The 25,957-nt window shown below is 71.0% G+C and carries 26 protein-coding genes, 2 tRNA genes and 1 other RNA gene; 16 read left to right on the top strand and 13 right to left on the bottom strand.

Features of this window, described 5'->3' with window-relative positions; translation table 11 throughout:
* Positions 1–15 precede the first annotated feature (15 nt).
* The gene (locus tag Q0818_RS04785) at positions 16–867 is read left to right on the top strand and encodes a Ku protein (protein ID WP_298872109.1); all 852 of its coding nucleotides are present in this window, start codon (positions 16–18) and stop codon (positions 865–867) included.
* A 270-nt stretch (positions 868–1,137) separates the two neighbouring features.
* On the opposite strand, the gene Q0818_RS04790 is transcribed toward Q0818_RS04785, so the two are convergent.
* Positions 1,138–1,887, bottom strand: coding sequence for a VTT domain-containing protein (locus tag Q0818_RS04790; protein WP_298872110.1), 750 nt, complete (start codon positions 1,885–1,887; stop codon positions 1,138–1,140).
* A gap of 48 nt (positions 1,888–1,935) precedes the next feature.
* Positions 1,936–2,017: transfer RNA gene (locus tag Q0818_RS04795), tRNA-Leu, on the bottom strand.
* Between the two features lie 149 nt (positions 2,018–2,166).
* On the opposite strand from Q0818_RS04795, the gene Q0818_RS04800 reads away from it, so the two are divergent.
* Positions 2,167–3,192, top strand: coding sequence for an NADPH:quinone reductase (locus Q0818_RS04800; RefSeq protein WP_298872112.1), 1,026 nt, complete (start codon positions 2,167–2,169; stop codon positions 3,190–3,192).
* Between the two features lie 112 nt (positions 3,193–3,304).
* Here Q0818_RS04800 and Q0818_RS04805 read toward each other — a convergent pair whose 3' ends face one another.
* Both Q0818_RS04805 and Q0818_RS04810 read right to left on the bottom strand, forming a co-directional pair.
* Positions 3,305–3,940 (bottom strand): DUF1275 family protein, encoded by a 636-nt coding sequence (locus Q0818_RS04805; protein WP_298872114.1) that lies wholly within the window; start codon positions 3,938–3,940, stop codon positions 3,305–3,307.
* Positions 3,941–4,047: 107 nt separating this feature from the next.
* Positions 4,048–5,280 (bottom strand): MFS transporter, encoded by a 1,233-nt coding sequence (locus tag Q0818_RS04810; RefSeq protein WP_298873132.1) that lies wholly within the window; start codon positions 5,278–5,280, stop codon positions 4,048–4,050.
* 71 nt (positions 5,281–5,351) lie between these two features.
* On the opposite strand from Q0818_RS04810, the gene prfB reads away from it, so the two are divergent.
* The 4 genes from prfB to smpB all read left to right on the top strand — a co-directional run bounded on the left by prfB (position 5,352) and on the right by smpB (position 9,077).
* Positions 5,352–6,464 carry a peptide chain release factor 2 gene (gene prfB, locus Q0818_RS04815; protein WP_298872117.1) on the top strand — a complete coding sequence of 371 codons (1,113 nt, stop codon included), beginning with the start codon at positions 5,352–5,354 and terminating at the stop codon, positions 6,462–6,464.
* 125 nt (positions 6,465–6,589) lie between these two features.
* Positions 6,590–7,612, top strand: a complete 1,023-nt coding sequence (gene ftsE / locus Q0818_RS04820; RefSeq protein WP_298872120.1) for a cell division ATP-binding protein FtsE — start codon at positions 6,590–6,592, stop codon at positions 7,610–7,612.
* Positions 7,609–8,526, top strand: coding sequence for a permease-like cell division protein FtsX (gene ftsX / locus Q0818_RS04825; protein ID WP_298872122.1), 918 nt, complete (start codon positions 7,609–7,611; stop codon positions 8,524–8,526). Before ftsE ends, ftsX begins: the two co-directional genes overlap by 4 nt.
* Positions 8,527–8,600: 74 nt before the next feature.
* Positions 8,601–9,077 carry an SsrA-binding protein SmpB gene (smpB, locus tag Q0818_RS04830; RefSeq protein WP_074696877.1) on the top strand — a complete coding sequence of 159 codons (477 nt, stop codon included), beginning with the start codon at positions 8,601–8,603 and terminating at the stop codon, positions 9,075–9,077.
* Positions 9,078–9,121: 44 nt separating this feature from the next.
* Here smpB and Q0818_RS04835 read toward each other — a convergent pair whose 3' ends face one another.
* A complete protein-coding gene (locus Q0818_RS04835) occupies positions 9,122–9,775 on the bottom strand; it encodes an SIMPL domain-containing protein (RefSeq protein ID WP_298872127.1) in 654 nt (217 codons plus the stop codon).
* Between the two features lie 195 nt (positions 9,776–9,970).
* Here Q0818_RS04835 and ssrA point away from each other — a divergent pair.
* Positions 9,971–10,341, top strand: a transfer-messenger RNA (tmRNA) gene (gene ssrA / locus Q0818_RS04840).
* A 242-nt stretch (positions 10,342–10,583) separates the two neighbouring features.
* On the opposite strand, the gene Q0818_RS04845 is transcribed toward ssrA, so the two are convergent.
* On the bottom strand, positions 10,584–11,123 hold the full coding sequence (locus tag Q0818_RS04845) for a YaeQ family protein (RefSeq protein WP_298872130.1): 540 nt from the start codon (positions 11,121–11,123) through the stop codon (positions 10,584–10,586).
* A 104-nt stretch (positions 11,124–11,227) separates the two neighbouring features.
* Between Q0818_RS04845 and Q0818_RS04850 the strand changes: the two genes are divergently transcribed.
* Positions 11,228–11,524 (top strand): hypothetical protein, encoded by a 297-nt coding sequence (locus Q0818_RS04850; protein ID WP_298872133.1) that lies wholly within the window; start codon positions 11,228–11,230, stop codon positions 11,522–11,524.
* 178 nt (positions 11,525–11,702) lie between these two features.
* Here the strand turns inward: Q0818_RS04850 and Q0818_RS04855 are convergent, their stop codons facing one another.
* Positions 11,703–12,320: a hypothetical protein gene (locus tag Q0818_RS04855; RefSeq protein WP_298872136.1), complete on the bottom strand. Its 618-nt coding sequence runs from the start codon at positions 12,318–12,320 to the stop codon at positions 11,703–11,705.
* Complete coding sequence (locus tag Q0818_RS04860; protein WP_298872140.1) at positions 12,317–13,144, bottom strand: inositol monophosphatase family protein; 828 nt, start codon at positions 13,142–13,144, stop codon at positions 12,317–12,319. The genes Q0818_RS04855 and Q0818_RS04860 overlap by 4 nt, the downstream gene beginning before the upstream one ends.
* A gap of 103 nt (positions 13,145–13,247) precedes the next feature.
* Here Q0818_RS04860 and Q0818_RS04865 point away from each other — a divergent pair.
* Positions 13,248–13,323: transfer RNA gene (locus Q0818_RS04865), tRNA-Lys, on the top strand.
* Between the two features lie 356 nt (positions 13,324–13,679).
* The gene (locus Q0818_RS04870) at positions 13,680–14,213 is read left to right on the top strand and encodes an NUDIX hydrolase (protein WP_298872143.1); all 534 of its coding nucleotides are present in this window, start codon (positions 13,680–13,682) and stop codon (positions 14,211–14,213) included.
* Between the two features lie 239 nt (positions 14,214–14,452).
* Here Q0818_RS04870 and Q0818_RS04875 read toward each other — a convergent pair whose 3' ends face one another.
* Positions 14,453–16,039, bottom strand: coding sequence for an HNH endonuclease signature motif containing protein (locus Q0818_RS04875; protein WP_298872146.1), 1,587 nt, complete (start codon positions 16,037–16,039; stop codon positions 14,453–14,455).
* Between the two features lie 224 nt (positions 16,040–16,263).
* Here Q0818_RS04875 and Q0818_RS04880 point away from each other — a divergent pair, with 224 nt between their 5' ends.
* Positions 16,264–17,325 carry an alpha/beta fold hydrolase gene (locus Q0818_RS04880; RefSeq protein WP_298872148.1) on the top strand — a complete coding sequence of 354 codons (1,062 nt, stop codon included), beginning with the start codon at positions 16,264–16,266 and terminating at the stop codon, positions 17,323–17,325.
* Positions 17,326–17,446: 121 nt separating this feature from the next.
* Here the strand turns inward: Q0818_RS04880 and Q0818_RS04885 are convergent, their stop codons facing one another.
* The 3 genes from Q0818_RS04885 to Q0818_RS04895 all read right to left on the bottom strand — a co-directional run bounded on the left by Q0818_RS04885 (position 17,447) and on the right by Q0818_RS04895 (position 20,189).
* Complete coding sequence (locus Q0818_RS04885; protein WP_298872153.1) at positions 17,447–18,679, bottom strand: MFS transporter; 1,233 nt, start codon at positions 18,677–18,679, stop codon at positions 17,447–17,449.
* Positions 18,676–19,146, bottom strand: a complete 471-nt coding sequence (locus Q0818_RS04890) for a MarR family transcriptional regulator (RefSeq protein ID WP_298872156.1) — start codon at positions 19,144–19,146, stop codon at positions 18,676–18,678. The genes Q0818_RS04885 and Q0818_RS04890 overlap by 4 nt, the downstream gene beginning before the upstream one ends.
* A 221-nt stretch (positions 19,147–19,367) precedes the next feature.
* Complete coding sequence (locus Q0818_RS04895) at positions 19,368–20,189, bottom strand: IclR family transcriptional regulator (RefSeq protein WP_298873134.1); 822 nt, start codon at positions 20,187–20,189, stop codon at positions 19,368–19,370.
* A 109-nt stretch (positions 20,190–20,298) separates the two neighbouring features.
* Between Q0818_RS04895 and Q0818_RS04900 the strand changes: the two genes are divergently transcribed.
* From Q0818_RS04900 to Q0818_RS04910, 3 genes are read left to right on the top strand one after another with little or no spacing between them, the layout of a single operon-like run.
* Complete coding sequence (locus tag Q0818_RS04900) at positions 20,299–21,138, top strand: CoA transferase subunit A (RefSeq protein ID WP_298872159.1); 840 nt, start codon at positions 20,299–20,301, stop codon at positions 21,136–21,138.
* A gap of 1 nt (position 21,139) precedes the next feature.
* On the top strand, positions 21,140–21,805 hold the full coding sequence (locus Q0818_RS04905) for a CoA transferase subunit B (RefSeq protein ID WP_298872162.1): 666 nt from the start codon (positions 21,140–21,142) through the stop codon (positions 21,803–21,805).
* On the top strand, positions 21,802–22,989 hold the full coding sequence (locus Q0818_RS04910; RefSeq protein WP_298872164.1) for an acetyl-CoA C-acetyltransferase: 1,188 nt from the start codon (positions 21,802–21,804) through the stop codon (positions 22,987–22,989). Before Q0818_RS04905 ends, Q0818_RS04910 begins: the two co-directional genes overlap by 4 nt.
* A 60-nt stretch (positions 22,990–23,049) precedes the next feature.
* On the opposite strand, the gene Q0818_RS04915 is transcribed toward Q0818_RS04910, so the two are convergent.
* Positions 23,050–23,304 (bottom strand): hypothetical protein, encoded by a 255-nt coding sequence (locus Q0818_RS04915; protein WP_298872167.1) that lies wholly within the window; start codon positions 23,302–23,304, stop codon positions 23,050–23,052.
* Between the two features lie 215 nt (positions 23,305–23,519).
* Between Q0818_RS04915 and otsA the strand changes: the two genes are divergently transcribed.
* The gene (otsA, locus tag Q0818_RS04920; RefSeq protein ID WP_298872170.1) at positions 23,520–25,007 is read left to right on the top strand and encodes an alpha,alpha-trehalose-phosphate synthase (UDP-forming); all 1,488 of its coding nucleotides are present in this window, start codon (positions 23,520–23,522) and stop codon (positions 25,005–25,007) included.
* 46 nt (positions 25,008–25,053) lie between these two features.
* A complete protein-coding gene (gene otsB / locus Q0818_RS04925; RefSeq protein ID WP_298872173.1) occupies positions 25,054–25,833 on the top strand; it encodes a trehalose-phosphatase in 780 nt (259 codons plus the stop codon).
* Positions 25,834–25,957 lie beyond the last annotated feature (124 nt).

Consider the following 25,957-nt stretch of genomic DNA (forward strand, 5'->3'; position numbering starts at 1 on the left):
GTGTTCACTGGGCACATGCGATCGATCTGGAAAGGCGCCCTGACCTTCGGCCTCGTCAACGTGCCCGTGAAGGTGTACTCCGCGACCGAGGACCACGACGTCTCGCTGCACCAGGTGCACAACGCGGACGGCGGGCGCATCCGCTATCAGCGCATCTGCGAGATCGACGGCGAGGTCGTGCCCTACCAGGACATCGACCGGGCCTACGACGACGGCGAGCAGACGGTGGTGCTCACCAAAGCCGACCTTGCCTCGCTGCCGAGCGAACGCAGCCGCGAGATCGAGGTCGTCGAGTTCGTGCCCAGCGAGCAGGTCGACCTGCTCACGCTCGACAAGGCCTACTATCTCGAGCCCGACTCGTCGTCGCCCAAGGCCTACGTGTTGCTGCGCAAGACGCTCGAGCAGACCGATCGCACGGCGATCGTCCGGTTCTCCCTTCGCCAGAAGACGCGGCTCGCTGCCCTGCGCGTCCGCGGTGACGTGCTCGTGCTGCAGACGCTGCTGTGGGCCGACGAGGTGCGCGAAGCCGCGTTCCCGGCGCTTGAAGAGAGCGTGCGCATCTCGGCGAAGGAGTTGGAGATGTCGGCATCCCTCGTCGACAGCTTCTCGAAGGACTTCGATCCCGAGGAGTTCACCGACGAGTACCAGCAGGAGCTGCGCACCCTCATCGACGCCAAACTCGAGCAGGGTGACGCCCTCGACACGGATGCCACCTTCGGGAAGGCCGAGGACGACGACGGCGGCGAGGTCATCGATCTGATGGAGGCCCTGCGGGCGAGCGTCGAGCGCTCCCGAGCGGCGCGAGGCGAGAAGGCCGAGCCCGCGAAGAAGGCCCCGGCCAAGAAGAAGACGTCGAAGGCGTCGTGACCTCTGACGCGGGGTCCGGCCGTGGTCGAAGGGGCCCGGTCCCTTCGACAGTCTCAGGGACCTGTGGGGCGGGGGCTCAGGGCTTCGGGGCGTCGCGACCGCCCGGCGCGGGGTCCGGTGGCGCGCGGAGGGGCCCGGTCCCTTCGACAGGCTCAGGGACCTGCGGGGCGGGGGCTCAGGGACCCGCGAGACTGATGCTCAGGGACCTGCGGGACTGATGCTCAGAGACCGTTGGTGCTGCGGCTCGGAGACGCCTGGGCGCCCGGGGGATCAGCGGGTCGGCTGGTCTCCGTCTTCGAGGGTCTTCGGGTCGAGCGTGAGCGACTGGGCCTCCGCGGGAGTGACCGCGCCCTCGCGCTTGGCGGCGGCGCGCTCGCGGAAGAAGTGGATCGCGACGAAGAGCGCGGTGCCCGCGACGGCGGCGAGCAGGATGACGTCGATGTACTCCGTCACGATGTCGCGGATGAAGGGGATGTACCCCACGGCGTAGCCGAGCATCGTCAGGCCGATTCCCCAGAGGACCGCGCCGATGAAGTTGTACAGGGTGTACTTGCGCCACGGCATGTGTCCGACGCCCGCCGCGATGGGGGCGAAGGTGCGCACGACCGGGACGAAGCGGGCCAGGATGACGGTCAGCCCGCCGAAGCGTTCGAAGAACGCGTTCGTGCGCTCGACGTTCTTCTTGCTGAAGATGCCGGAGTCCTTGCGCTCGAAGATCGAGGGCCCCGCCTTGTGCCCGATGTAGTAGCCGACCTCGCCGCCGACGAACGCGGAGACGCCGATCGCGAGGGCCACCCACCAGGCGTTGATCCCGAAGACGCCGTTGGGGGCGGCGGGCGTGGCGTGCGAGAGCAGTCCCGCCATGATCAGCAGCGTGTCGCCCGGAAGCAGGAAGCCGATCAGCAGGCCGGTCTCGGCGAAGATGATGAAGCAGACGACCAGCAGCGCCCAGGGCTGCGAATTCGTGATGATCGTCGCGGGGTCGAGCCACGGGAGCAGTGCGGCGGTGGTGTGGATCACATCGGTCCCGTTCGGGTCGGAGAGTCGGTGCTGGCGAAGCGTGGAACGTGCGGAAGGGGGGACTTGAACCCCCACGCCCGAAGGCACAGGAACCTAAATCCTGCGTGTCTGCCGATTTCACCACTCCCGCGAGTGGGATCAGTCTAAGCGCGAGCGTGCGTGCGCTCGATGTGAACGAGCCGTCAAACGTGCGCGATCTCACCCGCGACGACCGCCGACCCGACGGCGCGTCGACACGCCCCGGGGAATGCCCGCGCGCCGACGGGGTTTCATTCCCGTATGAAGGCGATCACGTATACCCAGCCCGGTGACTCCTCCGTCCTCTCGCTCGTGGAGCGGCCGCTGCCCGAACCCGGCCCCGGAGAGGTGCGCGTGCGCATCACGGTCTCGGGGGTGAATCCCACCGACTGGAAGGCGCGCGAGAGCGCCGGACGCCCCCTCCCGTTCGACGAGATCACCCCGAACCAAGACGGAGCGGGGATGGTGGATGCCGTCGGCTCCGGCGTCGAGAACCTCTCGGTGGGCCAGCGGGTCTGGGTCTACCTCGCCGCCCACCAGCGCCCGACCGGAACCGCGGCCGAGTATTCGATCCTCCCGGCGGAGCGGGCCGTCCCCCTCGCGGACGGTGCGTCGTTCGAGCTCGGCGCGAGCCTCGGCGTGCCCGCGATGACGGCCCACCGCGCCCTCACCGTCCACGAGGACGGTCCCTCGCGTCTCGCACCCGGCGCGCTCGCCGGCCGCACCGTGCTCGTGCAGGGCGGCGCCGGGGCCGTGGGCCACGCGGCGATCCAGCTCGCCGTCTGGGCCGGCGCGACGGTGATCGCCACGGTCAGCAGCGACGAGAAAGAGAAGCTCGCACGCGCGGCCGGAGCCCACCACGTGCTGCAGTACCCGAGCGCGTCGCTGGCCGACGGCATCCGCGAGATCGCCCCCGACGGGGTCGAGCACATCGTCGAGGTCGCCATCGCCGACAACGCCGCTCTCGACGTCGAGGTCGTCGCCAACCACGGCACGATCGGCTACTACGCCGACAACGGCGGCGACACCTTCACCGCCCCCGTGCGGGTCAGCTTCGCCAAGAACGTCCGTTGGCAGGGACTCCTGCTCTACACGGTGGGGGAGCGCGCGCTCGCCGCGGCCGCCGAAGACGTCGCCGCGGCGGTGGCCGACGGTGCGCTGCCGGTCGGCGAGGCCCACGGTCTGCCGCTGACGTGGTTCGATCTCGCCGACACCGCCGCGGCGCACGACGCCGTCGCCCAGGGCGCCACGGGCAAGGTCCTCATCCGCGTGGCCGAGGGGGAGTGACCCCGTCACGACGAACCGATCAGTGCTGGGGGCGGCGGCGGGCGATCACCGTTCCGACCGCGACGATCAGCCCGAGAGCGAGCATGCCGGCGCCGATCGCGGGCAGTGGTGTTCAGGTCCGCCCAGCCCGCCACACGACGACCGCCGCCACCAGCATCACCGCCGCCGCTGCCGCGAGCGCCGCGGGGCTGCCGAGTTGGTGGGCGAAGGCACCCAGCACGGCGCCCGTGACGAGCGCGGCCCACAGCAGCAGGGGACGACGCCAGGCCGTCCGCGAACGGCCCGTCAAGAGGGCGGCGAGCCCCAGGCCGAGGCTCACCAGGGTGCCGGTGGAGTAGGTGATCGCGACGCGCGCCCGATCCTCCGCGAGGAAGAGCGTGTTGAGCGCGCCCATCGCCGCCGCGAGCAGGCCCGCCCGCCACAGCGTGGAGGGTCCGGCGGTCGCGAGCAGCGCGACGAGCCCTACCGCCAGGGCCGAGCCGGCGATGACCCCGGCCTGTGCGCGACGCGACCGCGGGCGGACGACGCCGCCGACGACGACACCCGAGACGAACGCCGCGATGAGGCCCAGTGGCACGGCCGCGAGGGCGAGCGAGGTCGGGACGTCGACCGCGCCCTGCGTGGAATTGCCGCTCATGAACGACACGAACAGCCCGCCGGTGTCGAGGTAGCCGACGGCGTCGACGAAGCCCGCGACCGCGGCGAGGCCGGCCGACAGCGCGAGGGCTCCGCGTCCGACGTGCTGCACCGTGCCTCCTCGCCCCGGGCCGTGGAGTTCGAGGCGCTCCATCGTCGTCCCGGAACCGCCCGCCGGGCAAATCCGCCGGCACACCCCGCGCGGGTGGTGCTCTCGTGTCAGCGCGTCCGCGGGACGTACCGCGGCACCCAGCGGATGAACCCCACCGCTCCGAGCACCGCGACGGCGCCCATGGCGCCGACACCCACCGATAGCGACGCCACCGCGGTGAGCGCCGACACGATCAGCGGCGCGACGGCGCCACCGGCATCCGTCAGCGTGCGCCACGACCCGAGGAACGCCGCGGGTTCGTTCGGCGGGGCGATGTCGGCCCCGAGGGTGAGCAGGATGCCGCTGGACAGACCGTTGCCGACACCGAGCACCGCGGCGAACATGGCGTACCACATGGCCGCGGAACCCAGATCGTGCGTGAACGACAGGGCGAAGAACCCCGCCCCCATCAGGATCATCGCGGGCAGGGCCGCCCACAGACGCCCGAAGCGGTCCATGACCTGGCCGCTGGCGTAGAACAGCGCGAAGTCGATCGCGCCCGACACCCCCACGACCACCGCGATCGTGCCGGCGTCCAGCCCGAGCGACACGCCCCACAGCGGCAGCACCACCTGCCGCGCCGATCGCACCGCCGACAGCGACGCCGCAGCCAGGCCCAGGCGCGCCAGCACGCCCCGGAACCGCCACATGGTGCGGAACACCCCGGCGCGCTCGACGGTCGGGATCGCGCCCGTCACGGGTTCACCGGTGTCTTCCGCCTCGCGGGAGTCGCCGTCGGCACGGCGCGCCCCCGCGCCCACGGGCACCGCCTTCTCGGGGTCGGGACCGAAGAACACCAGCAGGATCGTGGCGACCTGACACACGGCGAAGAAGACGATGGATGCCGTCTCGTCACCGAAGACGGCCAGGAGGGCCGCCGAGATGAACGGGCCGACGAACATCCCCAGGCGGAACGTTCCGCCCAGCAGTGACAGCGCCCGCGCACGGAAGGTCAGCGGGACGCGCGTGGTCATGAAGGAGTGGCGGGCGAGCGCGAACGACGCGGCGCAGAAGCCGATGAGGAACACCGCGGCGGCGAAGAACGCCAGCGACTGCGCGAACACGATCCCGGTCAGCCCCGCGAGGACGACGATCCCGGCCACGCCCATCGTGAGGCGCTCGCCGAACCGGGCGACCGCCCAACCGGCGAGGATGTTGCCGCACAGCTGGCCCACGACGAGGGCGGCGGCGACGAGAGCGGCCACGGCGACATCGGCGCCGAGGCGGTTCGCGATGACTGGGATGAGGGGGATCACGGCCCCCTCTCCGAGCGCGAAGAGCAGGGTGGGGCCGTAGATCATCGGTGCGAAGCGCACGAGCACGTTCCGGGGAGAGTCGGCTGTCACCGTCTCCACGATAGGCTTGCCGTCTCATGCTCGAACTCGATTTGACCGCCGACATCCAGGCGCTGCGCTCGACCTTCGCCGATATCCAGGCCGTGGTCGACGTCGACGCACTCAAAGCCGACATCGATCGCCTCAGCGAAGAAGCCGGTGCCCCCGACCTCTGGGACGACGTCGAGAACGCTCAGAAGGTGACCAGCCGCCTGAGCCATCGGCAGGCCGAGCTCAAGCGCGTGTCGGAGATCGAGCAGCGCCTCGACGACCTCGAGGTGCTCGTCGAGCTCGCGATCGAGATGGACGACGAGGACTCCGCCGACGAGGCCCGTCGCGAGCTCGCTGCGCTGAAAGACGTGATCGGCCAGCTCGAGGTGCAGACGCTCCTCGACGGCGAGTACGACCCGCGTTCCGCGGTCGTGACGATCCGTTCAGGAGCGGGCGGCGACGACGCCACCGACTTCGCCGAGATGCTGCTGCGCATGTACCTGCGCTGGGCCGAGCGCCACAAGTACCCCGTGAAGGTCATGGACACCTCCTACGCCGAGGGCGCCGGCATCAAGTCCGCGACCTTCGAGGTCGACGTGCCCTACGCCTACGGCACGCTGTCGGTCGAGGCCGGCACCCACCGGCTCGCGCGCATCAGCCCCTTCGGCGGCGCCGACAAGCGCCAGACGAGCTTCGCCGCGGTCGAGGTCATCCCCGTGATGGAGGAGGCCGTCGAGGTCGAGGTGCCCGAGGGCGACATCCGCGTCGACGTGTTCCGTTCGTCGGGCCCCGGTGGGCAGTCGGTCAACACGACCGACTCCGCCGTGCGCATCACCCACCTGCCGACCGGCCTCGTCGTGTCGATGCAGAACGAGAAGTCGCAGATCCAGAACCGTGCCGCCGCCATGCGCGTGCTGCAGACGCGTCTGCTCCTGCTCAAGCGCGAAGAAGAGGCTGCGAAGAAGAAGGAGCTCGCCGGCACGATCACCGCGAGCTGGGGCGACCAGATGCGCTCCTACTTCCTCTACGGCCAGCAGCTCGTGAAAGACCTGCGCACCGGTTACGAGGTCGGCAACCCGGCCGTCGTCTTCGACGGCGACCTCGACGGTCTCATCGCGGCCGGCATCCGCTGGCGCAAGCGCAAAGACGACGACGACTGATCGTCCCCCCGTTCGTCGAGAGTCCTGTGGATGCCGCTGACCCGGCATCCATAGGACTCTCTCGGTTTGGCGACACGGCGCGTCCTGACGGGCTGCCCCGCACCCGCGCTTAGGCTCGTCGAGCCATGATCCGGTTCGAGAACGTCACCAAGAGGTATCGCGGCACCGCGAAGCCCGCCCTCAACGCCGTCGACTTCGAGGTGCAGCGCGGGGAGTTCGTCTTCCTCGTCGGAGCCTCGGGTTCGGGCAAGTCGTCGTGCCTGCAGCTCATCCTGCGGGCGGAGACCCCGAGCGAGGGGCGCGTGGTCGTGCTCGGCCGCGACCTGCGCACGCTGTCGAACCGCAAGGTCCCCTACTTCCGCCGGCACATCGGGTCGGTCTTCCAGGACTTCCGCCTGCTGCCGAACAAGACCGTCCACCAGAACGTCGCGTTCACGCTGCAGGTCACGGGCGCCTCGCGCGGTTTCATCCAGCAGGCCGTTCCCGAGGTGCTCGCGCTCGTCGGCCTCGACGGCAAAGAGAAGCGTCTGCCGCATGAGTTGTCGGGTGGGGAGCAGCAGCGCGTCGCGATCGCGCGCGCGCTGGTCAACCGCCCGCAGGTGCTCCTCGCCGACGAGCCGACCGGAAACCTCGACCCCGGCACCTCGATCGACATCATGCGCCTGCTCGCGCGCATCAACGCGGGCGGGACGACCGTCGTCATGGCCACGCACGAGGCCGGCTTCGTCGACCAGATGCAGCGCCGCGTGATCGAACTGCGCGGGGGAGAGATGGTGCGCGACGAGCGTCACGGCGGCTACGGCGACACCGCCAGCCTGCCCCGGCTCGCGCCCGAGGTCGAGAAGGGCGCCGCCGCGGTGGCCGCCCTCACCGCGGTGCTGGAGGTGCAGCGCGAGGTGACGAGCGTGACCGGTCCGGTGGAGCCGCTGCCGTCGGCCGTCACGCGGCCCGCCCCCGCCCCCGCTCCGGATGCCGCGGCTTCCGCCCCCGCAGCGACCACGCCCGCGGCTGAACCCGCGCGAGAGCCCGGCACCAACACACGCTCCATCCCGGTCACGACTCCCGACGTCGAGGCCCTCGGGGTCGCCGACCGCCTGGGTCTCGGCGCGAAGACAGACCGCAACGACGAAGTGGGACCCACGTCATGAGGTTCGGGCTCATCCTCTCGGAGGCCTTCACGGGTCTTCGCCGCAATGCGTCGATGGTGATCTCGGTCATCCTCGTGACCTTCGTGTCGCTCACCTTCGTCGGCGCCGCGATGCTCATGCAGATGCAGATCGGCAAGATGCAGTCGTACTGGGCCGATCGGGCTCAGGTCGCGGTCTCCATGTGCGCCACGGTGTCGGACGTCGACACGTGCACCACCGGTCAGGCGGCGACGCAGGAGCAGATCGACGCGGTGACGGCGAAGCTCGACGGCGATGCCCTGGCCCCCCTGATCCGCGACTACACCTATGCCACCAGCGAGCAGGTGTTCGAGAACGCCAAGGGCCTGCTGCCCGACGACATCATCGGCGTCGTCACGGCGGACCAGTTCAACGCGACCTTCAGCATCAACCTCGTCGACCAGAATCAGTCGGACGTCATCATCGAGGCCTTCAGCGGCCAGGCGGGCGTCGAAGAGGTCACGAATCAGATGCAGTACCTCGAGCCGCTGTTCCAGGCGTTGACGGTGGCGACCTACGTCGCGGTCGGCATCGCGGGGCTCATGCTGATCGCCGCCGTCCTGCTGATCGCGACCACGATCCGCCTCTCGGCCTTCGCCCGACGTCGCGAGCTCGGCATCATGCGCCTCGTGGGGGCGTCGAACCGCTTCATCCAGACGCCGTTCATCGTCGAGGGCGTGCTCGCGGCGTTGATCGGGTCGGCTCTGGCGAGCGTGGCGGTCTGGGCGATCGTGGGCGTGGGCGTCAACCAGTACCTGCGCGACCGCATCGGGTTCATCACCTCGTGGGTGGGGGTCGGCGACGTCGCTTTCGTCATCCCCGTCATCGTCGTGATCGGCGTGATCCTCGCCGCGCTCAGCGCGAGCTTCGCGATCCGTCGCTGGCTGCGCGCCTGAGCGCGGTGCCGCAGCGGCGGTGATCCGGTAAGCTGAGGGGCTCTGTGTGCCCATGATCATGAGGAGGTGGCACCATGCCTCGTGAGCAGGGTGAGAAGCTCATCGCGTCGAACAAGAAGGCGCGCCACGACTACGCCATCGAGAAGACGTACGAAGCCGGTCTCGTGCTGACCGGCACCGAAGTGAAGTCACTGCGCCAGGGGCGCGCGAACCTCACCGACGGCTACGCGTACATCGACGGCGGTCAGGCGTTCCTCGACGCCGTGCACATCCCCGAGTACTCGCAGGGGCATTGGACGAACCACTCCGCCAAGCGCACGCGCAAGCTGCTGCTGCACAAGGAGGAGATCATCAAGCTCTCGCACGCGGTCTCCGCCGGGGGGTACACCCTTGTGCCGCTGCGGCTGTACTTCCTCGACGGACGCGCGAAGGTCGAGATCGCGGTCGCGAAGGGCAAGCGCGAGTTCGAGAAGCGGCAGACGATCCGCGAGCGCGAAGACAAGCGCGAGGCCGAGCGCGCGATGCGCACGAAGAACCGCCTCGGCGAGTGAACCAGAGCCGCTGAGGCGGTCGGGGCTCCTCACGGCCGGCGCGATCACTCCGCGCGGAAGCGTCCCTCCACGACCGAGGTCACGACGATCTCGGGTGGCTGAAGACTGAACGACGATCCTCCCGCGGACGCCGCCATCAGGCGCGCACCCATCGGGGCGGGTGCCTCGGGGCGGGTCGCGAGCAGCCCGGCATCCGCGATCTCGACGGCGGCGACGGATGCCAGGCCCAGCGCATCGGCGTAGGCGGTGGCGCGCTCGACGGCCACGTGCACGGCTTCGGCGGCGACCTCGCGCTCGGTGCGCGCGCGGGTCTCGGGGGAGAGACGCCAGTCGACGGAGGTGACCTGCACGTCGTCGGACTCGGTGACGTCGCCGAGCCACCACGACAGGGCGCCGGCGTCGATGAACGTGGCCGAGAGCTCGACGGTGGCGTGGTGGACGAGGGGGAGTTGTGCTCCCTCGGCGTTCCACGGCCGGTCGGACCAGACCGAGACGCGGGCGCTCGACCACTCCGACACCTCGCCCGAACGCAGGTGCGCGACGAGGCCGTCCTGCACGCTCGAGGCCCGCTCCTGCGCCTGCTCGACGACGGGGCCGCGAGAGGGGCCGTCGACCGAGACGGTGACCCGCACGGCGGCCTCCTCGGCGCGCACGCGGGCGCTGCTCTCGCCTCGGACGGTGATGACGACGTCGCTCATGCGGTGAGCCTACGCGAGGGTGGACCTCGTCGCCGGGGTCGCCGGGACCGTCGGGCGCCGGGTCCGCGGCCGGCTCGGACGGTGCGGAGGAATTTCTGAGTCCGCGATGCGTTGTAGACTGTGATGCTCGGGTGCTTCGGTTCCCGGCGTGGCAACTCAACAGCGTGACAACGGCCGCTCCTTGACGGAGTTCCCGGGGCTGATCGGTTTCGACAGCGTCTGCGAACCCGCGAGAAAGCGGGCCGAGGATGTGGGGTTATCTCGTAAACGCTCCCTGCAAAACAATAAGTGCCAATGCTAAGCGCACTGACTTCGCCCTCGCTGCGTAAGCGAGCCCGATAGTCCGTCAGACCGTGTGTGACCCCGCCACGGATTCTGGCGTCATTTAGGGGTCTTGCTGTGTGACGGCGTCTGGACGTCACGCGGGACTTTTCCCAGGCTGGGCTCGTCGACTTAGGTGTCTGTGACAAAGGTCGGAGCCGAGCAGAACGTCTGCACAGACTGCGCCCGGAGAAAACGCGGAGACCCAGCGTTGGACGGGGGTTCGATTCCCCCCAGCTCCACGAGCCGTTGTCACGGTGAGTTCGTCACGAAAGCCCTCGCTTCCGCCCGTTTCGGCGGGGGCGAGGGCTTTTTCGCGTGTCAGCGGGTCGCACCTACCGCGTGCGCGGGGTGCGCACAGCCGCATGGCGGCCTGGGTGGGGATGCCGTTGCTCGATCGCCACCGTGTGAGCGGACTGCGTCGTCGCCGTGCGACCGGACTGTGCTCCGCTGCCCCTCAGCCGGCCGGTGTGTGCGCCGCCGTCCCTCAGGCGGCGCTGCGCGTGTGGATGTCGGTCTCGCCCGAGGCGTCGTTGAGCTCGAGGTAGACGCGCCCCTCGGTGCGCGTGAGCGTGGCGGTGTTGCGTCTTTCGATCGCCTCCGCGAGGCGCTCGACGAACCCGGGGTCGAAGCTGTGCAGCAGCACGTCTTCTGCGCGGTGGATGCGCTTGCCCGACCACGCGGCGGCGACCTTCTCGGGATCGCGGTGGGTGTACACGGCGACGCGTTCGGCCTTCATGCTGCCGGTGTGCAGGCGGGCGGCATCCGGAGCTCCCACCTCCACCCAGGCGACGAGCGCGCCGGTGAGATCGCGCACCATGACGGCGGGCTCGTCGGTCGCGGCGACGCCCTCGCTGAACGCGATGCCGTCTTCGAACTCGAGGCAGTACGCGAGGACGCGGGTCAGCATGTAGGGCGCGGTCTCGGACGGATGCCGCGCGACCCGCAGCTGCAGCTCGTCGTAGACGCCGCGATCGACGTCGGAGAGCTGCACGGTGAACGTGTGAATGGTCGCGCCGATAGCCATGAGGATCGAGCCTACGGGAGAGCCCGCTCCGCTCGTGCCGCCGGGACTGCGGCATCCGAGGGGAGGCGTTGCCCCGATGCCCCCGGGCCGCCTAGCGTCGAGGGATGCCAGACCCCCGCGCCCTCCGCATCGACGTCGGTCCGTTCCACCTCGCCCCGACGCCCGATGCCCCGACGTGGACCGCTGCGCAGGAGCGGCGCGGGAGTGATGCGGTATCCGGCCTCGACGACGGCGAGTCGGACGCGGGGCGCATCACCGCCGGGTGGACCGACTGGGTCGCGTTCGCCCACCGGGTGCTGCAGGTCGATGCCCTCTCGCGTGACGCGGAGGCCCGCGGCGACGCGTGGGACGAGGGGTTCTCGGCGGCGCGCGACGCGGAGGCGCGGAACCCCTATCGGTGACGGTGGATATACGCGGTGACGATCGCGTCGTCGCGGATGCGCGGAACCTTCAGCGGCGACGGGCGGATCCGGGGCGGTGACCGACTGCGCCGTCGCGGATGACGGAGCTTCTACCGGTCACGGGCGGGACCGCGGCGGTGACCGATCGTGCCCTCGGGGACCTGCCCCCACCGCTCGATTACCGCGGCCCCTGGACCAGGATCAGGCTCTGCCGGGTGTCGGCGAGCTTCACGAAGCCGTCGCCGAAGAAGTAGGTCAGGCCGTAGCCGTCGGCGCCGCGTCCATTGAGCCAGTCGGGGTTCTCGGTGACGTAGGTGCCGTCGGCATCCTTCTCGACCTTCCATCCCGCCGCGACCAGGTCTTTCTGCGCGGTCTTCGCGGTGTCGTCGTCGATGGGCGCCCAGCCGAAGATCTGCACGCGGTCGGAGGCGATCTTCGTGTCGCCCCACTTGCACTGGATGCCGTCGTCGAGGGCCGTGGCGCCGATGCGGAACTGATCCTCCTGCGACGTCCAGCCGAGGCTGCGGAAGTCGTCGGCGGTGGCCTGGGGGATGATGTTCTCGCACGTGGGGTCGGCGGGCGGGGTCGCCGAACCCGACGGTGACGCCGACGGAGCGGGTGTCTCGACGCCCGAGACGGGCGCGGCCGAGGAGGGCGCGTCGGCGGCGGGGGTGGGCTCGGGCGCCGGGGAGGAGCATCCGGCGAGCACGAGGGCGGCCAGGGCACCGCTGGTGGCGATCGCGAAGACGCGGGCGCGGGCGGAGCGCGGGCGTGCGAGGGCGGAGGGGCGGATCATCGGGAGTCCTCGCCCTGGTGCAGCAGCGACAGGAAGGCGTCGTGCAGCACGCCGTTCGTCGCGAGCGATGACTCCGCGTCGAGGCGGTCGGTTCCGTCGTAGGCGGTGAACGTGCCGCCGGCCTCGCGGACGATGGGGGCGATCGCGGCGATGTCGTACTCCTTCACGCCGAACTCGGCCACGAGTTCGAGTCGCCCTTCGGCGAGCCACATGTAGGGCAGCGCGTCGCCGTAGGCGCGGTCGCGCCAGACGGCGCGCGCGAGGCGTTCGAGGGTGGGGAGGAGGTCGACGTCGTCCCACTGCTCGATGCTCTGGAAGCTGATGCTCGACGCGGCGATGTCGTCGACGCCGGACACGTGGATGCGACGCGTGTCGCCCGTCGCGGTGGTCGTCCAGGCGCCATGGCCGGTCGCGGCCCACCAGCGGCGGCCGATCGCGGGTTGACTGACGACCCCCACGGTGGGGACGCCGTCGACGGTGAGGGCGATGAGCGTGGCCCAGACGGGGATGCCGCGCATGTAGTTGTGGGTGCCGTCGATCGGGTCGATCACCCAGCGTCGTGACGTGTCGCCGGAGCTGCCGTATTCCTCGCCCAGGATCGCGTCGGCGGGGCGCTCGGCATCCAGGATCTGCCGGATCGCGCGCTCGGTGGCGAGGTCGGCCTCGGTGACGTGCGTGCGGTCGGGCTTGGTGTCGATGCGCAGGTCGGCGGCGTCGAAACGCTGCATGGCCACCGCGTCGGCGGCGTCGGCCAGGCGGAGGGCGAGTGCGAGATCGTCGGTCGGGTCCGCGGGGGTCGCGGCGGGCTCTTCGATGCGGGACACGGCTCCAGGATAACCGGCGCTCCTGGCTCGATTTGGTGTGCTCGCGTCACGGCTGGTAATGTCATTCCTCGGCGCGGAGAGCGAATCTCCGGCCGAACGGAACGCACCTCTAGCTCAATCGGCAGAGCAACTGACTCTTAATCAGTGGGTTCTGGGTTCAAGTCCCAGGGGGTGCACCACAGCGAAAAGGCCCGGGAAACCGGGCCTTTTCTGCGTCCGGGCTGACTCCTCTGGGCCCGCCGGAGGGCACGAGATTCGCCGTCGTGCCCTCTCCGTGCCCCGGGGCTCAGCTCTCGCCTTCCCGCGGCCGATTCGGCGAGAGTGCCGGGTCAGGGTCCCTTCCGTACAGCGTCTACGTGGACGTCGTTCTCGAGGCCGCCACGCCCGCTGAATAGGGGAGAGGGAAGGCGACCGACGGGTTCCCGCCGATGAGCGTGGCGACGTCGTGGCGACGCGGCCGGGCCGCCGGCGTGACATCCTCGGCGATGATGGACGCATCGCGCGCGCTCGGCGCGCCAGGATCCGGAGGTGCAGCATGGCCGATGACGAGATCTGGGACGTGACCGACGTGCAGGGCACGCCGACGGGCGGCCTCCATCGCCGCGGCGACGGGCCGGTGCCGGCCGGTTCGTTCCACGTCGTGGCATCCGTGTGCATCGTCTCCGACGCGGGGCGGGTGCTGATGAGCAGGCGTGCGGAGGGCAAGGACTATCCGCTGGCTTGGGAGTTCCCGGCGGGGAGCGCGCTGCGGGGCGAGTCCAGCCGTCGCGGGGCGGTTCGCGAGGTCGATGAGGAGGTGGGGATCGCCCTCGCGCCGGACGATCTCGTGCTCGTCGGCCGCGTGGTTGAGGAGCGTGCCCTCTTCGATCTCTGGGTGGCTGCCGTCGAGGGGGAACCGACCCCGCGGATCGATCCTGAAGAGGTTCTGCACGCCGAATGGGCGACGCTCGACGACGTGCGACAGCGGTGGGATGACGGATCGTTCGCGACATCGTGGAACGCGAGGTTCGCCGAGCTGTGGGATGTCCTCACCACGCGGGTTGCGGAGGTGACGGCTCCGCGGCGGTGAGTGCGACTGGCAGTCCGCCGGGCTGTCGGTGACCCAGAAGGGCGCCCGCCTGGGCTCGTCGGGCTGTCGGTGGTGCGAAAGGGCGCCCGCCTCGGCGCGTCGGGGTGTCGAACGCCGAGGGCGCCCGCCTTGCATCGGCTCGTCGGTGTAGGACGCCGAGGGCTCCCGCCCCGACTCGCGGGGCTGTCGACGACGCAGAAAGACCTGCGCCTGCCTCGTCGGGTCGCAGCGCCGGTTCGTCAGAACGGCGGCGGATCCGGTTCGGTCTCGTGCCCGCGCGGCGACCGCCACGTGACGACGCCGGTCTGCGCGTCGCGCGTGGGCGTCCAGACGGTTTCGTGACGGAGTCGATGGTGATGTCGGCATTCCGGCTCGAGATTGTCGATATCGGTGCGGCCTCCGTCGGCCCACGCCGTGAGGTGGTCGATGTCGCAGGCGCGCGCCGAGCGTCCGCAGCCGGGGAAGATGCAGGTCGGAGAGGTGACGCCGAGCCAGCGGCGCAGGGCCGCGGTGACGCGGTACGTCGTGCGGTCGAGGGCGAGTGGGGCGCCGCTCACCGGGTGCGTGAGCAGGCGCACCCATGACGTCGCCTCGCCGGCCAGGCGGCGGGCGGTGTCAAGGTCGATGGGACCATAGCCGTCGAGGATCGCCGCATCGTCACTCTCCCCGAGCAGGGTGAGCGCGGGGACCGTGACGACGATGGAGGCCGTGGCGCGTCGCGGTGCGCCGCTGGGCGGATCGTCGTCGCCGCGGCGATCATCTCGGATGGTTCCGGAGGGGGTTCTCGTCCGCGACCTGGGGGTCGCGGCGGCATCCGCTGTCAGCATCTGGGCGAAGGCGTCAGCCCGGAGCTGGGCCAGGGAGCGATCCTCGTCGGGGACGCTCGCGAGTTGACGCGCTGCGCGATCGATGTGCGACATCGCCGCGTGAGCGCGATCCGCGGGCAGAAGAGCTGTGAGGGTCGTCATGCCGTCGAGTTCAGCGGTGAGCCAGACACCGCGATCACGGGCCGCGCGTCGGTGACGCTCCTCGAGGGATTCGCCGTGCACGCGCTCGCGGAGGGTGCGGGCGGAGACGGCGAAGCGGGCGGGGGTGAGGCGGCGGGCACGGTCTGCCGCGCCCTCGTCGAAGGCCCGCCACGCGACGGCGTCGTCATCGGGAAGAGAGGCGGCGAGTCGAGCGGTCTCGGACGCCTGCCGCTCGGAGGTGTCGCCTACCAGGAACGTCGCCCACGTGGACGGACAGCGCTGTTGAAGCGTCCGCGCCTGGTCCGCGCGGATCCGCACGGTCTGCTCGGAAATGCGCAGACGCACGGCGATCTCGGCGACAGCCGCTCGCTCCGCCATGTCGAGCCGATCGCGCCGAGTCGTCGCCACACGCCGACGACGCGCGTCTTCTGCGTCGAGATCAAGCGTCGGATCGGGACCGACCCACGGCTCGGGTTGCGCCCTGGCCTCGTCGAGGATGAGCGCGATCAGCCGGGATTCCTCTGCGGCGGTGCGACGGCGTTCGCGGGCGACGGCCTCGAGAGAGTGCAGGGCGAGGTCGGCGGCATCGCCGGGGGAAGGACGGTCGGCGACGGTGCGAGGATCAGTGTCGCTGTCGGCGGCTCCGTCGTCGCGGTCTTCGACAGGCCATTCCGGATCGTCGAGACCGAGCTCGATGGCCCACGCGCTGTCGGCGGCGATGCGAAGTTCGTCGTCCGTCATCGGCGGCGCGTCGTGCCAGATCGCCGTGGAAAGCGCGCCGTGGCGGACGTCCTCCGTGCGCGTGGCGGGACGCGGAGTGGGGGCGACCCGGTCGTTGCCGCGCGGCGTGAGGCTCATGTCGAAACGGTATCGCCGACCTCCGACATTGCTCTCGGTGTTCACGCGGCGCTCGACACGCGTCATCGTGACGGCCCCGGCGCCGGCGAACGGGCCCGGGCGATCGCTCGTCGGCACCGGCCTCCCTCGCGCTCCCATCCGGCGCCGGCGAACAAGACGGGGCGATCGCCCCGTCCGCACCGGCACCCCTCGCGCTCGCGCGCGGCGACCGCGAGGATGACGTGATGACCCCCTCCGGTACCGACGGAGCCGTGAACGGCGAGCCGCACGCAGAAGATGGCGATGCTCTCGAGTCGGCGGTCGAGCGGACACCGCGCGCCCCTGTGAGGGCGAGGAACACCCCCTCCGCGGGAACGGGCGTCGACCTCGCGCACGGCGCGGCCTCCGCGCGGGACCGAGATGATGCCGCGCCCCGCACCGATCGCACGCACCGCGTCGTCGTGCAAGAAGGGACTCTGCGCGTCGGTGAATGGCATCCGGATGCCGAGGGCGCGCCGTGGCTGCTCGTGCACGGTGTCACGGCCTCGCACCTCGCGTGGGCGTGGGTCGCGCGGGAGACCGATGCGCGGCTGATCGCCCCGGATCTGCGCGGCCGCGGCCGCAGCACGGCGTCGAGCCGACGGACCGGTCTGGCGCAGCACTCGGACGATCTGGTCGCCGTCCTCGACGCGAGGGGTGTCGATCGCGCGGTCGTCGTCGGGCACTCGATGGGCGCGTTCGTCTCGGCGGTGTTCGCTGATCGGCATCCGGACCGCGTCGAGAGGGTCGTGCTGGTCGACGGGGGACTGCCGCTCGACCTGCCCGTCGGGATGGATCCGCGCGAGGCCGTGCGGTACGTGCTCGGTCCGACCGCCGCGCGGCTGGACATGCGCTTCGAGAGCGTCGCCGCGTACCGCGACTTCTGGCGCGCGCACCCGGCGTTCGTCGGCCGGGAGGACGCGCTCCTGGACGACTACTTCGCCTACGACCTCGCGGGGGTCGAGCCCGCGCTGCGGCCCGCGACGACGTTCGCCACCGTGGAGGCCGATTCGATCGACCAGAACACCGGCGACGCGATCGCCGGAGCTCTCGAGCGGATGCCGCGGCCCACCCGGTTGCTGGCGGCCGAACGGGGGCTGCGGGGCGAGGATCCGCCTCTGTATCCGGACCTTCCGTCGATCGAGAGGTCCCATCCGCGACTCCGCTCGGCGACCCGGGTCGAGTCCGTCGACCACTACTCGATCGTCATGTCCCCCGAGGGAGCGCGCGCGGTCGTGGAAGAGGTACGGCGCGACGGAGGGCAGTAGCTCGACACGCGAAAGGCCGCCCCCACCGAAACGGGGAGCGGCGCGGACGCGTAGCCCGTCGACGCGGACGCACGAAAGGCCGCCCCCGCCGAAGCAGGAGCGGCCTTCGCGTTGAGCAGCCTTACGCCGCGTCGCCCACCAGCACCGCGGCGCCTTCGTCCGCGGCATCCGGGTGGCTGTGGTCGACGTGCGCGAGCAGTCGACGACCGAACAGGATGCAGGCGGCCGAGATCGCCACCGACACCGCGGCCATGACGTACGGCACACCGGCGCCGTACGCGTGCCACAGCAGCGCGGCCAGCGGCGGGGCGACCGCGCCGCCGAGGAAGCGCACCGCCGAGTAGGCCGACGACGCGACCGAGCGCGGCAGGTCGGTGGCCTCCATGACGGCTTCGGTGAGCGCCGTGTTCACCACGCCCAGCACGAGACCGCCGACGATGATGCAGACCACCAGAGCCGCCGCCGACGACACGATGAACGCCGCGACGAGCAGATCGACCGCCAGCAGCGGGAGCGCGATCAGCAGCACGGTCGTCAGCCGCAGGCGACGCAGCAGGAGCGGGGCGACCCAGACGCTGGTGATGGCCAGACCCACACCCCAGCCGAAGAACGTCAGTCCGATGCCCATCGCTCCGAAACCGAGGGGGAACGGCGAGAACGCCAGCAGGGTGAAGAAGCCGATGTTGTAGAACAGGGCGGTCGCCGCCAGGATCGCGAGCGCCGGGCGACCCAGTGCCCGGAAGGGCGCGCTGAAGGGCAGGGGGGTGCGCGCCGGAGCGGGTCCGCGCAACAGCACGAGCACCGCGACGAACGCGATCGCCATCAGCACCACGACGCCGAAGAACGGGCCGCGCCAGCTGACCTCGCCCAGGATGCCGCCGAGCAGGGGCCCCACGGCGATCCCGAGGCCCAGGGCGGCCTCGTACAGGATGATGGCCGCAGAGCTTCCGCCCGAGGCCGCACCGACGATGGTGGCGAGCGCCGTGGAGATGAACAGGGCGTTGCCCAGACCCCACCCGGCTCGGAAGCCGATCACGGCGTCGACGCTGCCGCTGATCGCGCACAGGAACGAGAAGACGACGATCAGCCCGAGCCCCACCAGCAGGGTGGCCTTCGCGCCGATGCGGCTCGAGATCCAGCTCGTGACGAGCATCGCGAGTCCCGTCACCACGAGGTAGCTGGTGAACAGCAGCTCGGTCTCGACCGGCGTCGCCTTCAGCGAGTCGGCGATCGCGGGCAGGATCGGATCGACGAGGCCGATCCCCATGAACGCCACCACGCACGCGAACGCGACGGCCCACACCTGGGCGGGTTGTTTCCAGACACTGGGTGCTGATGCGGTACCGGTGGTCACCGAACGGCCTCCTTCTGCTTCTTCGGGGAAATCTGTGCGGATGCGGCGGGTGCCATGCCCACCCGCGACGACAGCGCGCCCGCGGCGACGCTCACCGCGTCCCACTCGTCGTCCGACAGGTCGGCGACGTGCGGGGCGAGGGCGGCGCGGAACTGCTCGTACCAGCGCTCGAGGGCGTCGAGGCCCTTCGCGGTCGCGGCGACGACGCTGACCCGCGAGTCGCCGGGGTGCGCTGCGCGCTCGACGAGGCCCGCGGCATCCATCTGGTGCACGAGCCGCGTCATGCCGGGCTGGCTGATGCGGCTGAGGGTGGCGAGATCGCCCAGCCGCTGCGGACCGTGGTCGCGCAGGAGCGTCAGGGTGCGCCACTGCGCGGCGGGGGCGTCGTTCTGCGTGTCGATGGCCGCGATGCGCGTGAGGGCGTGCACCGCGAGCAGGAGTCTCTGCAGGTCGTCGTCGCGGGTCATGTCTATAAGTATACCCCTGTTATATATCTAGGGTATCTATCTGGGTCGATCGCCCGCGCGTACCCTTCCGACGCTCGTCACCGCACCGCGACCCGCGTCGGCACGCGTACGCGATGCGGATGCTCTCGCCGCGGCGACGGGCGACCGGCTATCGCGCCGCGATCCGCGTGGACAGCCGGCGTGCGCGACGTGGATGCGCTCGCCGCGGCGACGGCGACCGGCTACCGCGCCGCGATCCGCGTCGACAGCTGGTGCGCGTGTGCGAGGAGGATGCGCCCGAGCTCGGCGAGGCGCTCGCCGCCGAACCGGAACTCGACCCCCGTCAGGCTCAGCGCCCACTGCGGGTCGCCGGCGCGCGTGAACACCGCGGCCCCGAGCCCCCAGCTCCCTTCGACGATCAGCCCCGGGTTCACCGCGTACCCGCGGGCCTGTGTGTCGGCGATGCGGGTCCGCAGGCGCGCGGGGGAGTGCGACGATCCCCACTTCTCGACGAGCTCCGGATGCCGCTCGAGGTACGCGTCCACATCCTGGGGCGGGAGGAACGCGAGGATCGCGAGCCCCGCCGAGGCGACGCCGAGCGGGAAGCGCACGCCCTCCGACAGCACGAACGAGCGGATCGGGAAGCTGCCGTCCTCCCGCACCAGGCACACGGTCTCGTCGCCGCGGCGTACCGAGAGGAACGCGCTCTCCTCCGTCCGCACCGCCAGGGATCGCACGATGTCGCGCGCCGTCGCCGTGATGTCGAACCGGGATGCCGCGACGCTGCCCATCAGGTACAGCTCCGGCCCCGGGAGCCAGTGTCCCGACGCCTCCTCTCGATCGACGAGGCCCTCGACGCGGAGGGCGCTGAGCAGGCGATGCACGGTCGGGCGGGTCAGGTCCGCTTCGCGTGCGAGGTCGCCGACCGTCGCGCCGTCGACACCGGCGGCCGTGACCAGCCGCAACAGGTGCGCGGCGCGCGCGATGACCTGCGCCCCGGCGACGGGCCCCTTCGATCCCCCGGTGGCCCGGGGCGGACGGGGGGCGTCGGGAAGAACGGGGATGTCCACGATGTGGACACTAGGCCCGTCGGCATCCACATGACAAGCACCCGGTCGCGAAGCCGCGGGACCGAGGTGCACCGTGGGAGAACGCCGTTACGAAGGAGTCCGCGTGATCGACAAGACCTGGCCCTCACCCGCCGAGGCCGTCGCCGACATCCCCGACGGAGCCTCGCTCGCCGTCGGCGGGTTCGGCCTGTCCGGCAACCCCATCGCCCTCATCGAGGCCCTGCTCGCGCAGGGGACGCGCGATCTGTCGGTCGTCTCGAACAACTGCGGCGTCGACGACTGGGGACTCGGCATCCTGCTCGGCGCCGGTCGGATCCGCAAGATGACCTCGTCGTACGTCGGCGAGAACAAGGAGTTCGAGCGGCAGTTCCTCTCCGGAGAGCTGGAGCTCGAGCTCACCCCGCAGGGGACGCTGGCCGAGAAGCTGCGTGCCGGCGGGTCGGGGATCGCCGCGTTCTACACCCAGACCGGGGTGGGTACCCAGGTCGCCGAGGGCGGATTGCCCCAGCGCTACGACGGGGCGGGCGGGGTCGCCCTCGCCTCCCCGGCGAAGGACGTGCGCACCTTCGACGTCGACGGGCAGCCGCGCGAGTTCGTCCTCGAAGAGGCGATCACCACCGACTTCTCGCTCGTGCACGCGTGGAAGGGCGACCGCCACGGCAACCTCGTCTTCCGCAAGGCCGCGCGCAGCTTCAATCCGCTCGCCGCGATGGCCGGCCGCACCTGCATCGTGCAGGTCGAGCACCTCGTCGAGCCGGGGGAGATCGACCCGGATGCCGTGCACCTCCCGGGCGTGTACGTGCACCGCATCGTCGAGGTCGGCCCCGACATCACCAAGCGCATCGAGAAGCGCACCGTCCGTGAGCGTCCGGGGGAGCCGGTCGCATCGACGGGCTCAGCGACCACGATCCCGATCACGACCTCGACCACGAAGGAGAGCTGACATGGCCCTCTCACGCACCGAGATGGCGGCCCGCGCCGCCCGCGAGCTCGCCGACGGTGCCTACGTCAACCTCGGCATCGGCCTGCCCACGCTCGTGCCCAACCACGTGCCCGACGGGGTGACCGTCGTGCTGCAGTCCGAGAACGGCATCCTGGGCGTGGGTCCGTATCCGACCGAAGACGCGGTGGATGCCGATCTCATCAACGCCGGCAAGGAGACGGTGACCACCCTCCCCGGCTCCGCCTTCTTCGACTCGGCGCTGAGCTTCGGCATGATCCGCGGGGGCAAGATCGACGCCGCGATCCTCGGGGCGATGCAGGTGTCGGCATCCGGCGATCTGGCGAACTGGATGATCCCCGGGAAGATGGTGAAGGGTCCCGGCGGAGCGATGGACCTCGTCCACGGAGCCGCCCGCGTGATCGTGCTGATGGAGCACGTCGCGAAAGACGGCACCCCCAAGATCGTCGATCACTGCTCGCTGCCGCTCACCGGTCGCGGCGTCGTCGACCGCATCATCACCGACCTCGCCGTCATCGACGTGACGGAGGATGGATTGGTGCTCGTCGAGCTCGCCCCCGGGGTGAGCGTCGACGAGGTGCGGGATGCCACCGAGCCCCCGCTGACCGTGGAACTCACCGAGAAGCTCACCGAGGAGCAGAACGCATGACCACCGAGAACGACGTCGTCATCGTCGCCGCCGCCCGCACCCCGCAGGGGCGCCTGAAGGGACAGCTCGCGCCGCTCACCGCCGTCCAGCTCGGCGCCGCCGCCATCCGCGGGGCGCTCGAGCGCGGCAGCATCCCCGCTGAGACCGTCGACGCGGTGCTCGTCGGACAGGTGCTGCAGGCCGGGGCGGGGCAGAACGCCGCGCGCCAGGCCGCGATCTCCGCGGGCATCGGGTGGGACGTGCACAGCGCCACGATCAACAAGGTGTGCCTCTCGGGGCTGACCGCGGTCATCGACGCCGCGCGCATGCTGCGTCTCGGCGACGCGACCGTCGTCGTCGCGGCCGGCATGGAGTCCATGACGCGCGCGCCCCACCTGCTGATGAACTCGCGCGACGGATACGCGTACGGCTCCGTCGAGGTCCTCGACCACATGGCGTTCGACGGTCTCACCGACGCCTACGACCGCGAGAGCATGGGCGCCTCCACCGAACGCGCGAACGCCCGGTACGAGGTCACGCGCGAGGCGCAGGACGCCGTCTCGGCACGCTCGCACCAGCGCGCCGCCGCGGCGCAGGCGGCCGGGGTGTTCGAGGCCGAGATCGTGCCGGTCGAGATCCCGCAGCGCAAGGGCGATCCCGTGATCGTCTCGGCCGATGAGGGCATCCGCGCCGACACCACGGTCGAGACCCTCGCGAAGCTGCGTCCGGCGTTCGCCGAGGGCGGCTCGATCACCGCCGGCAACGCCTCGCAGATCTCCGACGGGGCCTCCGCTGTCGTCGTCACCACGCGCGCCGTCGCCGCCGAACACGGCTGGGACGTGCTGGCGGTCGTGGGGGCGAGCGGTCAGGTCGCCGGACCCGACAACTCCCTCCACGCCCAACCGGCGCGGGCGATCGAGAAGGCGCTGCAGAAGCAGGGGCTCTCGGCCTCCGACCTCGACCTCGTCGAGATCAACGAGGCGTTCGGAGCGGTCGTGGCCCGGTCCCAGGCCGAACTCGGGCTCTCCGACGAGATCGTCAACCCGCACGGCGGGGGCATCGCGATCGGTCACCCGATCGGCGCCTCGGGCAATCGCCTGGTCGTGCACGCCGTCCACGAGCTCGTGCGTCGCGGCGGCGGCACGGCGGCCGTCGCGCTGTGCGGTGGCGGCGGTCAGGGCGACGCGCTCATTCTCACCCGCTGATGCACAGACGGATGCCGCGGCCCCGAGGCCGCGGCATCCGTGATCCGTCGAGGGGAGCGCTCAGCGCGTGAGGCGCTTCTTGAGCAGCTTGGCCTGCTTCTTCTGAACGGGGGAGTCGCCCGCGATGACGCGACCGCGACGTGCGCGGCGCGTGTCGACGACGGCGCCGATCGCCAGGGCGAGCGTGATGCCCCAGCTCAGCCACGCCAGCGCCGTACGCCAGGTGAACGGCTCGTCGTTCTTGAGTCCGCGCAGGAGCGTGACGCCACCGGTGATGGCGCTGAGGAGACCGGTTCCGAAGATGTACTGCCGCATGCGCCCAACCTATCGAGCCGCGGAATCGGCCGCCGCACCTTGACACCGCGCCCCACCCCCGCCGATAAACGCCGTTCGTGTCGAGACACGCGGCCACGCGCCGTGTTCCGGCACGGACGCCGTTTATCGAGCGGTTGCCCCCCGCGCTCCGCGTCTACCCCCGGTGCGCGCGCGGAGCCCGCTGTTAGCCTGAGGACGATCCCCGAGGAGGACCTGTGACCCAGGCCGATTTCGTCGTCGTCGCCAACCGCCTGCCCGTCGACCGCACCCCCGACGGCGAGGGGTGGCGCCGCTCGCCCGGCGGGCTCGTCACCGCCCTCGAACCCGTCATGCGGCGCGCCGAGGGCGCCTGGGTGGGGTGGGCCGGTCAAGCCGACGCCACCCTCGAGCCGTTCGACTTCGAGGGCACGCACCTCGTTCCCGTGACCCTGTCGGCCTCCGACGTCGAGCTCTACTACGAGGGCTTCTCCAACGACACCATTTGGCCGCTCTATCACGATGTCATCGCCGCCCCCACCTACAAGCGCGCGTGGTGGGACGCCTACGTCAAGGTCAACAAGCGCTTCGCCGAAGCCGCCGCAGAGGTCGCGGCGCAGGGCGGCATCGTGTGGGTGCAGGACTACCAGCTGCAGCTCGTGCCGAAGCTGCTGCGGGAGCTCCGTCCCGACCTCACGATCGGGTACTTCCACCACATCCCGTTCCCGGCCTACGGCCTGTACGCCCAGCTGCCGTGGCGCAAGCAGGTGCTCGAGGGTCTTCTCGGCGCCGACGTCATCGGCTTCCAGCGCGTCGCCGACGCGGGCAACTTCGCGCGCGCCGTCCGGCGACAGCTGCGCTACGAGACCAAGGCCAGCGGCATCCTGGTCCCCGAAGGGGATACGACGCGCGTCGCCCTGGCCAAGGCGTTCCCGATCTCGATCGACGCCGACTCCTACATCGAGCTGGCGCAGAAGCCCGAGATCCAGCAGCGCGCGAGGGAGATCCGCGAGGGCCTCGGCAACCCGCGCAAGATCCTGCTCGGCGTCGACCGTCTCGACTACACCAAGGGCATCCGCCACCGCCTCAAGGCCTGGGGCGAGCTGCTCGAGGACGGACGTGCGACCGTCGAGGACGCCACGCTCGTGCAGGTCGCGAGCCCCAGCCGTGAGCGCGTCGACGCCTACGTACAGCTGCGCGACGAGATCGAGATGACCGTCGGGCGCATCAACGGCGACCACGACACCACCACGCACACCGCGATCCGCTACCTGCACCAGTCGTACCCGCGCGAAGAGATGGTGGCGCTGTTCCTCGCCGCCGACATCATGCTCGTCACTGCGCTGCGCGACGGCATGAACCTCGTCGCCAAGGAGTACGTCGCCAGCCGCATCGACAATCGCGGAGTGCTCCTGCTGAGCGAGTTCGCCGGTGCCGCCGACGAGATGGGCAGCGCCCTGCTCATCAACCCGCACGACATCGACGGCATGAAGGACGCCATCGTCCGCGCCCTCGAGATGCCCGCCGCCGAACAGGGCCGCCGTATGCGGGCGCTGCGCAAACGCGTGCGCGACCACGACGTCGAGGACTGGTCGCAGGACTTCCTCCAGGCGCTGTCGGTGTTCCACGAGAAGGCCTCCACGGCCGCGGCCGCCGCCGAGGTCACCCGTGACGACGACGGCTCCGCCCCCGAGCACGAACCGATCGACGAGACGGATGCCGGATGACCCGCACCCCGCCCCGGTTCACCTGGACGGAGAGGAAGGATGCCGCATGACCGCCGCTGACGCCGCCGTCGAGGCCGTGGCCACCACCGAGGCGTTGCTGATCGCCCTCGACTTCGACGGCACGCTCTCGCCGTTGGTCGACGAGCCGATGTCGGCGCGCATGACGCCCGACGCCCGCGCCGTGCTCGACGAGCTCGCCGGCATTCCGTCGACGACCGTGGCGCTCGTGTCGGGCCGCACGCTCGCCGACCTCCGGGTCATCGCGGAGCACGACGATTCCTCTTCGTGGTGGCTGATGGGCTCGCACGGCGCCGAATCGTGGGAGCCGGGCGCCGGAGCGGTCGACGTGGGCGACGACCCCGACGACCGCGTATTGCGCGATCGGCTCACCGCCGCGATCCGCGACGCCGTCGCCGACCTCCCCGGCGTGCGCGTCGAGCCCAAGGAGTTCGGCCTCGGTCTGCACACTCGAACGGCGGATGCCGAGACCGCCCGTGCCGCGCAGGAGGCGACCGACGGCATCCTGGCCGCCGAAGCCCCGTCGTGGCGGCGCCGCACCGGTCACGACATCCTCGAATTCTCGTTCCGGCACGAGGGCAAGGACTCCGCCGTCGCCCACCTGCGCGAGCGACTGGGGGCGAGCGCGGTGCTGTTCGCCGGCGACGACGTGACCGACGAAGACGCCCTGCGTTCGCTCGGAGCGGGCGACCTCGGTGTGCGCATCGGCGGGGGAGAGACGGCGGCGACTCTGCGGGTCGACGACATCGCGGGGTTCGTGACCGTTCTCGAGCAGATCGCCCGGCTGCGGCGCGCCCACACCGGCTGAGCCCGGGGCGGGTCGGCGCGCGCACACCGGCTGAGCCCGGGGCGGGTCGGCGCGCCCACACCGACTGAGCCCGGGGCGGGTCGGCGCGCGCGGCTCGAGGCGGGGGAGCGTCACCGCGAGATCG

It is taken from the genome of uncultured Microbacterium sp., from assembly GCF_947489255.1.
GTDB lineage: Bacteria > Actinomycetota > Actinomycetes > Actinomycetales > Microbacteriaceae > Microbacterium > Microbacterium phycohabitans.